General features: G+C 65.5%; 11 protein-coding genes. 2 read left to right on the top strand and 9 right to left on the bottom strand.

Translation table 11 applies throughout. The annotated features are described in order from the left end of the window. Positions 1–171: 171 nt before the first annotated feature. The 8 genes from NMG10_RS25500 to NMG10_RS25465 form a co-directional block, all read right to left on the bottom strand. Positions 172–1,176 (bottom strand): PleD family two-component system response regulator, encoded by a 1,005-nt coding sequence (locus NMG10_RS25500; RefSeq protein ID WP_050704372.1) that lies wholly within the window; start codon positions 1,174–1,176, stop codon positions 172–174. Between the two features lie 51 nt (positions 1,177–1,227). Continuing rightward, complete coding sequence (locus NMG10_RS25495; RefSeq protein ID WP_203651051.1) at positions 1,228–2,241, bottom strand: chemotaxis response regulator protein-glutamate methylesterase; 1,014 nt, start codon at positions 2,239–2,241, stop codon at positions 1,228–1,230. Further along, positions 2,238–4,532, bottom strand: a complete 2,295-nt coding sequence (locus NMG10_RS25490; protein WP_254465347.1) for a hybrid sensor histidine kinase/response regulator — start codon at positions 4,530–4,532, stop codon at positions 2,238–2,240. The genes NMG10_RS25495 and NMG10_RS25490 overlap by 4 nt, the downstream gene beginning before the upstream one ends. Beyond that, positions 4,529–5,194 carry a chemotaxis protein CheW gene (locus tag NMG10_RS25485; protein WP_232857710.1) on the bottom strand — a complete coding sequence of 222 codons (666 nt, stop codon included), beginning with the start codon at positions 5,192–5,194 and terminating at the stop codon, positions 4,529–4,531. Before NMG10_RS25485 ends, NMG10_RS25490 begins: the two co-directional genes overlap by 4 nt. Then, the gene (locus tag NMG10_RS25480; RefSeq protein ID WP_254465346.1) at positions 5,191–6,444 is read right to left on the bottom strand and encodes a CheR family methyltransferase; all 1,254 of its coding nucleotides are present in this window, start codon (positions 6,442–6,444) and stop codon (positions 5,191–5,193) included. The genes NMG10_RS25485 and NMG10_RS25480 overlap by 4 nt, the downstream gene beginning before the upstream one ends. Continuing rightward, positions 6,441–6,962 carry a chemotaxis protein CheW gene (locus NMG10_RS25475; protein ID WP_232857708.1) on the bottom strand — a complete coding sequence of 174 codons (522 nt, stop codon included), beginning with the start codon at positions 6,960–6,962 and terminating at the stop codon, positions 6,441–6,443. The genes NMG10_RS25480 and NMG10_RS25475 overlap by 4 nt, the downstream gene beginning before the upstream one ends. Before the next feature lie 5 nt (positions 6,963–6,967). Further along, positions 6,968–8,590, bottom strand: coding sequence for a methyl-accepting chemotaxis protein (locus tag NMG10_RS25470; RefSeq protein WP_232857707.1), 1,623 nt, complete (start codon positions 8,588–8,590; stop codon positions 6,968–6,970). A 128-nt stretch (positions 8,591–8,718) separates the two neighbouring features. Further along, entirely contained in the window at positions 8,719–9,402 is a 684-nt protein-coding gene (locus tag NMG10_RS25465) for a tellurite resistance TerB family protein (protein ID WP_203651040.1), read from the bottom strand. 255 nt (positions 9,403–9,657) lie between these two features. Between NMG10_RS25465 and NMG10_RS25460 the strand changes: the two genes are divergently transcribed. Further along, positions 9,658–9,912 (top strand): type II toxin-antitoxin system HicA family toxin, encoded by a 255-nt coding sequence (locus tag NMG10_RS25460; protein WP_050704364.1) that lies wholly within the window; start codon positions 9,658–9,660, stop codon positions 9,910–9,912. Further along, a complete protein-coding gene (locus NMG10_RS25455) occupies positions 9,909–10,241 on the top strand; it encodes a type II toxin-antitoxin system HicB family antitoxin (protein WP_050704363.1) in 333 nt (110 codons plus the stop codon). Before NMG10_RS25460 ends, NMG10_RS25455 begins: the two co-directional genes overlap by 4 nt. A gap of 1 nt (position 10,242) precedes the next feature. Here NMG10_RS25455 and NMG10_RS25450 read toward each other — a convergent pair whose 3' ends face one another. Next, positions 10,243–11,349: an NADH:flavin oxidoreductase/NADH oxidase gene (locus tag NMG10_RS25450; protein WP_234563051.1), complete on the bottom strand. Its 1,107-nt coding sequence runs from the start codon at positions 11,347–11,349 to the stop codon at positions 10,243–10,245. Positions 11,350–11,672 lie beyond the last annotated feature (323 nt).

Genomic DNA, 11,672 nt, shown 5'->3' with positions numbered 1-11,672 from the left:
CCGCGCACTTAGAAGCAAGAGCGAAGAGCGAAGAGCGAAGAGCGAAGAGCGAAGAGCGAAGAAATTGGAGTTTAGGTTTTAGCCAGCAATTGTAATTTATGGCCTCTGCCGACAAGCCGGTCCCGCAGGGTTAGTAAGGTCTGAAAACACTAACACCCCGCGGGAACTCACTTAGGCAATCCCGACTTGATTACGCCCGCTGTTCTTGGCCAGATACAACCCCTTGTCCGCCGCCGAAATCAATTGCCGACAATGACTGCCGACACTCGGCGTCAAGGTCGCCAGACCGATACTTACAGTCAGGTGCGAGGCCGCCTCGGGCACGGTGTGGGCGATCTTCAGGCCCATGATGGTCTGGCGCAGCTTTTCCGCCACCAGCCGCGCACCACCAGGCGAAGTGTTGGGCAGCACCAGGGCGAACTCCTCGCCGCCGTATCGCGCCGGCAGGTCGGTCGGCCGCGAACAGCAGCCACGTATGGCCTCGGCCACCTGCCGCAGGGCCTCGTCACCGGCCAGGTGGCCGAAACTGTCGTTGAACGCCTTGAAGTAATCGACATCGACCATCAGCAACGACAACTGCTGCTGCTCACGAATAGCCCGGCGCCACTCAAGCTCCAGGTACTCATCGAAGTGACGACGGTTGGACAGCCCGGTGAGACCGTCCGAGTTCATCAACCGCTGCAGCATCAGGTTGGTGTCGAGCAACTGCTGCTGGCTCACCCGCAGGGCCCGATAGGCCTCGTCGCGCTGCAACAACGTCAGGTACGAGCGCGAGTGATAGCGGATACGCGCCACCAGCTCGATGGTGTCCGGCAGCTTCACCAGGTAGTCGTTGGCCCCGGCGGCGAAGGCCGCGCTCTTGACCAGCGGGTCCTCCTTGGTCGACAGGACGATGATCGGGATGTCCTGGGTGGCCGGGTTGTTGCGGTACTCGCGCACCAGGGTCAGGCCGTCGAGACCCGGCATGATCAGGTCCTGAAGGATCACCGTGGGCTTGATGCGCATGGCCTGGGCCACCGCCTGGTGCGGGTCGGCGCAGAAGTGGAAGTCGATGTTCTCTTCGTGGGCCAGACCACGGCGCACGGCTTCGCCGATCATCGCCTGATCGTCGACCAGCAGGACCATCGCCGCGCTTTCGTTGATGGTCGTGAAACCTTCGATCGGTAGATCATTCATCCGTAGTCACCCGTTGACCGCCGGCCACGCGGCGCGCCTCAATACATATCGTCATTTCGAAAAGATTTCCATCAGTCGCCCGGCAATTCGCTCCAGCGGACGGATTTCCACCGCCGCGTCGATCGCCGCGGCAGCCTTGGGCATGCCGTATACCGCGCTGCTCTGCTGGTCCTGGGCGATGGTCAGGAAGCCCTGCTGGCGCATCAGTTTCAGGCCCTGGGCGCCATCGCGTCCCATCCCGGTAAGCAGCACGCCCACCGCATCGCCAGACCAGTAGCGCGCCACGCTCTCGAAGAACACGTCGATCGAGGGCCGGTAGATTTCGTTGACGGGCTCGGCAGTGTAGGCCAGCTCGCCATTCCTCAGCAGGCGGATATGGTGATTGGTGCCGGCCAGCAGCACCTGCCCCGGCTGCGGAGGCTCACCCTCGCGGGCCAGGCGCACCGGCAGGCCGGACGCGGTGCTGAGCCATTCGGCCATGCCGGCGGCGAACACCTGGTCGACATGCTGGACCAGCACGATGGCCGCCGGGAAAGTGCGCGGCAGGCCCTTGAGCAGCACTTCCAACGCCGCCGGCCCTCCCGCCGAAGAACCGATGGCCACCAGTGCTCGCCGCTGCGACGCCTCGCGCAGCGGCGCGGCCACCGCCCGGGCAGCGCTGGGACGCTGCTGCCCGATCAGCCAGCCGATGTTGAGGATCTTGCGCAACAGCGGCGCGGCCGCCTCCCGGGCGTCGCCCGCGCCCAGCGCCGGTGTGTCGACCACATCCAGGGCGCCATGGCCCATGGCCTCGAACACCCGGTGCACGTTCTGCTTGCGGTCCACCGTGACGATGACGATGGCGCAGGGAGTCTCGGCCATGATCCGCCGGGTGGCCTCGACACCGTCCATCACCGGCATGATCAGGTCCATGAGGATCAGGTCCGGGGTCTGCTCGGCGCACAGGCGCACCGCCTCGGCGCCATTGCCCGCCACCCAGATCACCTGATGCGCGGGCTCGAATGCCAACGCACGGCGCAGGGCCTCCACGGCCATGGGCATGTCGTTGACGATGGCGATTCTCATCCCTGGGCACCTCCGATCAGCTCCACGACCGCCTCCAGCAACGCATCGTCATGGAAGCTGGCCTTGGCCAAATAATAGTCGGCGCCGGCATCCAGTCCACGACGCCGGTCTTCTTCACGATCCTTGTAGGACACCACCATCACCGGCAGCGATTGCAGGCGATTGTCGCGCCTTACCAAGGTGACCAACTCGATACCGTCCATGCGCGGCATGTCGATGTCGGTGATCAGCAGGTCGAAATCATCGCTGCGCAGGGCGTTCCAGCCGTCCATGCCATCGACAGCCACCGCCACGTCATAGCCGCGGTTGCCCAGCAGCTTGCGCTGCAGCTCGCGTACCGTGAGCGAGTCGTCGACCACCAGGATGCGCTTGCGTGTCACGCCCTTGCCGCCCCGTCCGCCCCGTTCGATACGCTCCAGACGGCCGGTGCTGAGCAGTTTGTCCACCGAGCGCAGCAGGTCCTCGACATCGACAATCAGCACTACCGAGCCATCATCGAGCAGGGCGCCGGCGGAAATGTCCTGGACCTTGCCCAGGCGCGCGTCCAGCGGCATCACCACCAGCACCCGTTCGCCGATCAGCCGCTCGACCGCCACTCCATAGAGCTGATCGCGCTCGCGGATCACCACTACCCGAAGGCTCTGTTCATCGCCCTGGGCCGCCGGTCGGTTGAGCAACTGGCTGGCGGCCACCAGGCCGATATGCCGCCCTTCGTGCCAGAAGTGCTGACGGCCTTCGATCTGCACGATGGCCTCGGCCGGCACTTCGACGGTGCGCTCGATATGCGCCAGGGGGAAGGCATAAGCCTCGCCGCCCACCTCGACCACCAGGCTGCGCACCACCGACAGGGTCAACGGCACTTCCAGGTGGAAGCAGCAGCCCTGCCCCGCCACCTGGGTCAACTCGATGGACCCGCGCAGGTCGCGGACCATGTGCTGCACCGCGTCCAGCCCGACACCGCGACCGGACACCTCGGTGACCGTGTCGCGCAGGCTGAAGCCCGGCAGGAACAGGAACGTCAGCAGCTCGGCCTCGCTCATCTGCGCCACGGTCTCGGCCGGCGACAGGGCACGCTCGACGATACTGCGGCGCAGACGCTGCAGATCGATACCGGCACCGTCATCGGACAATTCGAGGATCAGCAATCCGGCCTGGTGCGAAGCACGCAGGCGTACCGTGCCCTCGCTTGGCTTGCCGGCCAGCAGGCGCTGCTCGGGCAGCTCGATGCCGTGATCGACAGCATTGCGCAGCAGGTGGGTCAACGGCGCCTCGAGCTTTTCCAGCACATCGCGGTCGACCTGAGTCTTCTCGCCTTCAATCAGCAGGCGTACGGGCTTGTCCAGCGAGCGGCCAAGGTCGCGGACCATCCGGCTCTGCCCGGTCAGCACATCGGCGAACGGACGCATGCGACAGGCCAGTGCCGTGTCGTACAGCAACTGCGCACGCTGGCTGGCCTGCCAGCCGAACTCGTCCAGGTCAGCCGCCTGTTGCAACAGGATCTGCTGAGTCTCGGCCAGCAATTGCTGGGTCTGGGCCAGGGCTTCGAGCACCTCCGGCCCCTGGCCGCTCTCCTCCAGCTGGGCCTTCAGCCCGTCGAGCCCCCGCATGCCCTGGCCATGCATGCGCTTCAGGCGCTGCAGAGTGGCCAGGTAAGGCTTCAGACGCTGGGTCTCGACCAGCGACTTGCTCGACAGATCGAGCAGGCTGTTCAGTCGGTCGGCGGTGACCCGCAACACCCGCTCGCCGCCCTCGCCACCGCGTTTTCCGGCCTTGCGGGCAGGCATCGGTTCCGCTTCGACGTCGGGCTCCGGTGGCGGCAGGGGCTCGGGCTCCGGCAGTGCGGGCTGGACGACAGTCGGCAGGCTCGGTGCACTCGGCTGCGCGTTGGCCAGCATTGGCGCCGAGGGGTCGAGCAAAGCCGCCATCTGCGCCAGGAACACCGCCACGGCGGCTTCGCTGTCCTGATCGCCCGGCGTGGCGATACGCATCAGCAGGTCGCTGCCCTGTAGCAGCGCGTCGATATGCTCGGGGCGCAGCAGCAGGCGGCCCTCCTGGGCTGCTACCAGGCAGTCTTCCATGACGTGGGCGACACTGACCCCGGCGTCGATGCCAACGATCCGCGCCGCCCCCTTGAGCGAGTGCGCCGCACGCATGCAGGCCTCGAGCTGATCGGGTTGCGCGGGGTTGCGCTCCAGCGCCATCAGGCCCGCGCTGAGCACCTGGGTCTGGGCCTCGGCCTCCAGGCTGAACAGCTCGAGCAGCGACGCATCGCGCATTTGCTCCGGGGTCATGAGAGGCTCCGCTTCACGGCTGACATCAGGTGTTGTTCATCCAGCACACGCACGCTGCGCCCGCGCCACTGCAGCACCGCCGCAGTGAAGTGCGCCGCATCGCGGCCATTGTCCAGGCTCGCCGGGTCGAGGCGATGGATACCGTCGATCTCGTCCACCGGCACCACCACCGGCCCGCCTTCGGCCGCCAGGATCAGCATGCGCGGCATGCTCCGCCCGCCGCGCTCACTGCCCGCCTCGATCGGCACGCCCAGCAGGTCGGCCAGCGACAGGCAAGGCACCAGTGCACCGCGCACATTGGCGACCCCCTGCAGCACCCGCGAACGCTGGTGAGGCAACGAGTGCACCGGCTGCAACGGGGCGATCTCGGCCAGGCAGGCGGTGGCCAGGGCCAACCATTCCTCGCCCAGGCGGAACAGCAGCATCGAGCGGCCGATCGCCTCTTCCTGCACGACTGGCGCCTCGAGCTGTTCATCCTGGATCAGCGCATAACGGTCGAGCAGGCGCGTGGCCGCCTCGGCATAGACCTCGCAGTTGCGGCAGTGCACATGCCGTGGCAGCAAGGGGCACTGCTTGTCGCCATGCACCCCGATACGGTTCCAGCAGTCATCGATCTGCTCGTCATCGTGGGCGATCAGTTGCATATGGTATCCGCCGCTCATCGTTCAGACTCCCGGCCAGCCCGAGCAGCACGCTCCTGCAGGCGCCGCGCGCCCGCCTCGTCGCCCTGCGCGGCCAGCAGCATGGCCAGGTGCATGAGCGCCTCTGGATGCTGTGGTTCGAGATAGAGGGCCTTGCGGTAATGGGTGATGGCCTGCGCGGCATCGCCCTCGGTGTCGCTGAGCAACCCCAGCCAGTAATAGACCTGTGCCTTGGGCGCGAACTTGCGCAGATAGCGCTCGCAGCCTTCCCTGGCCTGGGCGCTGTCGCCGGCATTGGCATGCTGGGCGATGCGGGCCAGCAGTTGCGCCTCATCCTCGGCAGACATCGCCTTGGCGACTGGCGCGGCGCTCGTCCTGCCGATCCGTGACGGCAACGCAACGACCCGCGGTGGCACGGGTGGCGCGACTGCTGGGCGGGCCACCGGCGCCGGCTTGGCAATGACGACCGGCGGCGCTTCATCCTGACGCACGTAGGCAAATGACTGGGCGATCCCCAGCGGTCGCATGCCCAGGCGCGCCAGCAGGCTACCCTCGGCCGGGCCGATGAACAGGACGCCCTGGGCATGGGTCAGGTGCTTGAGCACTTCGAACACCCGCTGCTGGGTCGGCACGTCGAAATAGATCAGCAGATTACGACAGAACACGAAATCGTAGAGGCCTTCACGCGCCCGCAGCGCCGGATCGAGCACGTTGCCCACCTGCAGGCTGACCTGCTGGCGCACCCGCGCATCCAGGCGATGGGCCTCGTCGACGGCGGTGAAATGCCGCTCGCGGAAGGCCAGCTCACTGCCGCGGAAGGAATTGCGGCCATAAACACCTTGCTCGCCCTTGGCCACCGAGCTGGGGCTGATGTCGATGCCGTCGATACGGAATGCCCCGGGGCTCAGCCCGCCGTCGAGCAACGCCATGGCGATCGAATACGGCTCCTCGCCGGTGGAGCACGGCAGGCTGAGGATCCGCAGCGGCCGGGCACCGGCCAGTTCAGCCACGCGTTTGTGGGCCAGCCCCGCCAACGCAGTGAAGGATTCGGGGTAGCGGAAGAACCAGGTTTCCGGAACGATGACTGCCTCGATCAGGGCCTGCTGCTCATCGGTCGACTGCTGCAGGCGCAGCCAGTAGTCGTCCAGGTTTACCGCCTGCAAGAGGGTGCAGCGCTGGCGCAAGGCACGCTCGACCATTGCCGCGCCGACCGACTCGACGTCCAGGCCGATGCGCTCCTGCAGGAAGCGAAAGAAACGTTGCTCAATCATGCCTGCACCTGCCCTGGCTCCAGCGGATACAGCAACTCGCGCACCGCGTCCGACAGCAGGTCGTCCACCTCGATGCGTTGCAGCAAGCCCCGTGCGTCCTGGCGCACCGGCCCGAGGTAACGTGCCTCGGCATTGTCCAGGCCGTAGGGCTGGAACTCCTCGGGCGCACAACGCAGGGTATCGGTGGCCTGCTCCAGGATCAGCCCCAACTGCAACTGCGGGCGCTGTGGATCGACGCGGTAATGCACCAGCACCAGGCGCGTGCTGCTACGCGATTGGGCCGGCGAGCCGAAACTGAGCGCCGACAGGTCGATCACCGGCACCAGCGCACCACGATGGGCAAGCACGCCGGCCACCCAGGCCGGGGCCTGGGCTATGGGTTTGAGCGCACGATGCGGCAGGACCTCGATCACCTCGCGCACATCCAGGGCGAAGCGCTGGTCGGCGATGCGAAACTGCAGGTACAGCACGCCCTTTTCAGTGGTGGCGCGCGCCTCGCGGGGGGACATGTCGTTCATCTTCGTCAGACTTTGAACCGCGACACACCGCCCCGCAGCCCGGCAGCCACCTGGCTCAGTTCATCTATGGCAAAGCTGGCCTGGCGCAGCGACTCGACGGTCTGGGTGCTGGCATCACTGAGCTGGGCCAGCGCCTGGTTGATCTGCTCGGCGCCAGTGGCCTGGGCCTGCATGCCCTCGTTGACCATCAGCACCCGCGGCGCCAGCGCCTGCACCTGGTGGATGATCTGGCTCAGTTGCTCACCGACCTGCTGCACCTCGAACATGCCGCGGCGCACTTCCTCGGAGAACTTGTCCATCCCCATCACCCCGGCCGACACCGCCGACTGGATCTCGCGCACCATCTGCTCGATGTCGTAGGTGGCCACGGCGGTCTGGTCGGCCAGACGCCGCACCTCGGTGGCGACCACGGCGAAACCGCGACCGTATTCACCGGCCTTCTCCGCCTCGATGGCGGCGTTAAGTGACAGCAGGTTGGTCTGGTCGGCGACCTTGACGATGGTCACCACCATTTGCGTGATGTTGCTGGCCTTCTCATTGAGGATCGCCAGCTTGGCATTGACCAGGTCGGCGGCGCCCATCACCTGGTGCATGGTTTCTTCCATGCGTGCCAGGCCCTGCTGGCCGGAGCCAGCGAGGCTCGAAGCCTGGTCGGCGGCGCTGGTGACTTCGGTCATGGTGCGCACCAGGTCCCGCGAGGTGGCGGCGATTTCCCGCGACGTGGCGCCAATCTCGGTGGTGGTGGCGGCGGTTTCGGTGGCGGTGGCCTGTTGCTGCTTGGAGGTGGCGGCGATCTCGGTGACCGAGGTGGTCACCTGCACCGACGAGCGCTGGGCCTGGGCCACCAGGTTGGCCAGCGACTCGGCCATCTCGTTGAAGCCCCCCTCGATCGCGCCGAACTCATCCTTGCGGTCCAGGTTCAGGCGCATGCTCAGATCGCCGGAGCGCAGGCCGTCCAACCCATGGACGATTCGCAGCATGGGTGCGGTGATCGCGCGCATGAGCAGCAGGCCGCAGACAACAGCGGCGATGATGGCCAGCAGCAACGAGACGATCATGCTGCCCTTGGCGGTGTTGACCGCGCTGACGATGTCGTTGGTGGCCTTGTCGGCGGACTCGCGGTTACGCTCGATCACTTCGTTCAGGTGCTGGCGCCCTTCCTTCCAGGCTGGCGTGAGCACATCCATGATCAAGCGCTGGGCTTCGGGGTAGTTCTTCTGGCGGTAGGTCTCCAGGACCTGGTCGACGAGCTTGACGTACTCCTCCTCCAGACGGGTGAAGTCATCGAAAGCTGCCTGGTCGGCCGCGTCGCGGATGGTCGCCTGGTAGCTGGCCATATGTTTCTTGAGGCGATCATCAAAGCCCTTGAACAACTCAAGATCGGCCGTGGTGATCTCGCGGTGGTTGGACAGCCCCACCAGTTGCTGGCTGGTGACGTAGCTGTCGACCCAGGCACTGCGGATCATCGAGCTGTAGTAGACGCCGGGGATGCTGTCGGACCCCACGGCTTCCTCGCTGGACTCGATCGCCACCAGCCGCGAGTAGGCGGCCACGATCATCAGCAGCATGATGGCGATGATCACGGCGAAACTTGCCAGGATCCGTTGGCGCAAGGTCCAGTTCTTCACATTCAGCCCTCAGGAATTCGATACGAGCGGGAAAAATCGCCGAAGTATAGCCCAGGCTTCCCGTTCAATTGCGGCTGAATGTGGCGGTATTCAGGCGTCCGTGCCCGTTCAGGTGGCCAAATGCCGGTTCATTGACCCGCGGCAAGCCTGACCTGGTTCTCCAGCTCCTGGCGCAGGTTCGGGTCGAGGCGCAGCTGGCGGGCCAGCTCATCGAGATAAGCGCGCTCCATGAAGTTCTCCTGATCGACCATCATCACACTGGCCAGGTACATCTCGGCGGCCATTTCCGGGGTCTGCGCGGCGCGGGCGACCTCGGCCGGGTCCAGCGGCTTGTTCAGTTCGGCATGCAGCCAGTGCTGCAACTCTCGGTCGCTGTCCAGGCGGGTGAACTCGCCCTCGATCAACGCCCGCTCGCGTTCGTCGATATGGCCATCGGACTTGGCCGCTGCCACCAACGCCCGAAGCACGGCCTGGCTATGCTGCTCGGCCTGGGCCGGCGGCAGGCGGTCGAGGGTCTGCGGCTCGTGATTGCCCGCGCCCTGGCGCGCCTGCCAGTTGCCATAGGCCTTGTAGGCCAGCACGCCAAGCGCGGCCAATCCGCCGTAAGTGAGCGCCTTGCCGCCGTACTTGCGCGCCTTCTTGTTCCCCAGCAGCAGGCCCATGGCTCCCGCCGCCAATGCGCCACCACCGGCACCGGACAGCAGGCTGCCGAGGCTACCGGAGCCCTTGTGACTGGTGCCCTTGCCCTGTTGGTTCTGCAGCATGGATTGACCGGTTTTCAATAGCTGATCGAGCAGACCACGGGTGTTCATCTGGCAGACCTCGCAAGCATCCAAATTAGGTAGGGCTCCAGAGTAGGCCGGCAAGCTGAAGCCACGCTTAACGCATTTGCATCCAGATGTTGCCCAGCTTGGTTTGTTGGCTGCGCCAGTTGCTTCCAGTAGGGAGCGTTACCATGGCGCAGCGGTTTTTCCGCACAACCGCGCGACATTTCCCACGAATTGCCCCTGCGGCGCCCTACCGTTGATCTATTGAGCTTTGCGGTACTGGTATCACAGACTGATACCATGAATAATCATCAACGTGCGTTACTCGAACTCGTCTTCAAGAAGCCCGTTCCACGAACGCTGGACTGGTCGCGCCTGGAGTCCCTGCTGGTTTCGCTCGGTGCTCGGGTGATCGAAGGCAGGGGTTCACGCGTGCGGTTCGAGCTCAATGGCGAGGTCGCGACCTTCCATCGCCCTCACCCCGACCGGCACGCCAAGCCCTATCAGGTGCGCGATGCCCGCCAGTTCCTGGAGCAGGCAGGAGTTACCCCATGAATGTGATGAACTACCGCGGCTACTCGGCCCGCATCGAATACAGCGACGAAGACCAGCTGCTGGTTGGCCATGTCGCCGGCATCCGCGATGTGATCGGCTTCCATGGCGAATCGATCAGCGAACTGCGCCAGGCGTTCGAGGAAGCCGTCGATGACTACCTCGAAACCTGCCAGCGCCTGGGGCGCGAACCGCAGAAGACCTACTCCGGAAAACTCAGCCTGCGCCTGGAGCCCACCCTCCACGCCAGCGTGGCGGCCAAGGCCGAGCTGGCGCAGAAGAGTATCAACCAGTGGGTCAGCGACATTCTCAGCCAGGCAGCCTGTCGCTGAGTCAGTCGCGCAGGTCCGACTCGTGGATGGGGTTGGCCCGGCTGGTGGCCCGCTGATACTGCGCCGGCCAGGTCGCCTTGTTGCCACCCAGGTCGTCGTCGGCATGCAATGGCCAGTACGGGTCGCGCAGCAGCTCACGGGCGAGGAAGATCACATCGGCCTGACCGGTGCGCAGGATATGCTCGGCCTGGGCCGGTTCGGTGATCATGCCGACGGTGCCGGTGGCGATTTCCGACTCCTTGCGTACCCGTTCGGCGAAGCGAGTCTGATAGCCGGGGCCGGTGGGGATCTCGGCATTGACCGAGGTGCCCCCTGACGACACGTCGATCAGGTCGACACCCAGGGCGCGTAGGCGACGGGCCAGCTCGACGGTCTCGTCCGGGTTCCAGCCATCCTCGACCCAATCGGTGGCCGATACCCGCACGAACAGCGGCAGTTCCTGCGGCCAGGCCTTGCGTACCGCCTCGGCAACCTGCAGGGTCAGGCGGATGCGGTTTTCGAAGCAGCTGCCGTATTCATCGCGGCGCTGGTTGCTCAGGGGCGAGAGGAACTGGTGCAGCAGGTAGCCGTGGGCGGCGTGGATCTCGACCACCTTGAAGCCGGCCTGCAATGCCCGCTCGGTCGCGGCGACGAACGCGGCGACCACGTCCTGGATCTCGTCCTTGGTCAATTCACGTGGCGCGGTGTGCTGTGGGTCGAAGGCGATCTTCGATGGCCCGACCGGTTGCCAGCCGCCATCCTCGATCTTGACGCTGCCCTGCTTGCCGAGCCATGGCCTGTGGGTGCTGGCCTTGCGCCCGGCATGGGCCAGCTGGATACCGGGGACGGCACCCTGGGCGGTGATGAAACGGGTGATGCGTTGCAGGGGTTTGATCTGGTCGTCGGTCCATAAGCCGAGGTCCTCGGCGGTGATACGTCCGTCGGCGGTGACCGCGACCGCCTCGCTGATCACCAGACCCGCGCCACCGACCGCGCGGCTGCCGAGGTGGACCAGGTGCCAGTCGTTGGCCAGGCCGTCTACGGCGGAGTACTGGCACATGGGGGATACGGCGATGCGGTTGGGCAGGGTCAGCTGACGCAGGGTGTATGGCTCGAGCAGCAGGCTCATGGGGCACCTCCCAGGGACTCCAATGGTTTCCGGGCCGGCTTTTGTGGTTTGGGGGTGGGCCGGTACCGGTAGGTTTCAGACTAGACCATGGGGTGGGGGGTGTTCTGGGGGGCTTGGGTTTGGGGATGATAGTTTTGATTTTTTTATGCGCATTCATTGGCGATGGGGACGCATAGTCACCTTTCCGCCCTTACGGCGGGTCCCTTTTTGAAGGATCAAAAAGGAACCAAAAAATCCTCGCTCCATCATCCGGCCCCTACGCTTCGCTTCGGGGTTCCCTCGCTCCGTTCTTGCTCCCGGGAGGACCGCGCTGAACGCCCCAT

Source organism: Pseudomonas sp. DVZ6, assembly GCF_024259445.1.
GTDB classification, from domain to species: Bacteria; Pseudomonadota; Gammaproteobacteria; order Pseudomonadales; family Pseudomonadaceae; genus Aquipseudomonas; species Aquipseudomonas peradeniyensis.
This window is presented reverse-complemented; position numbering and strand designations above follow the sequence as displayed.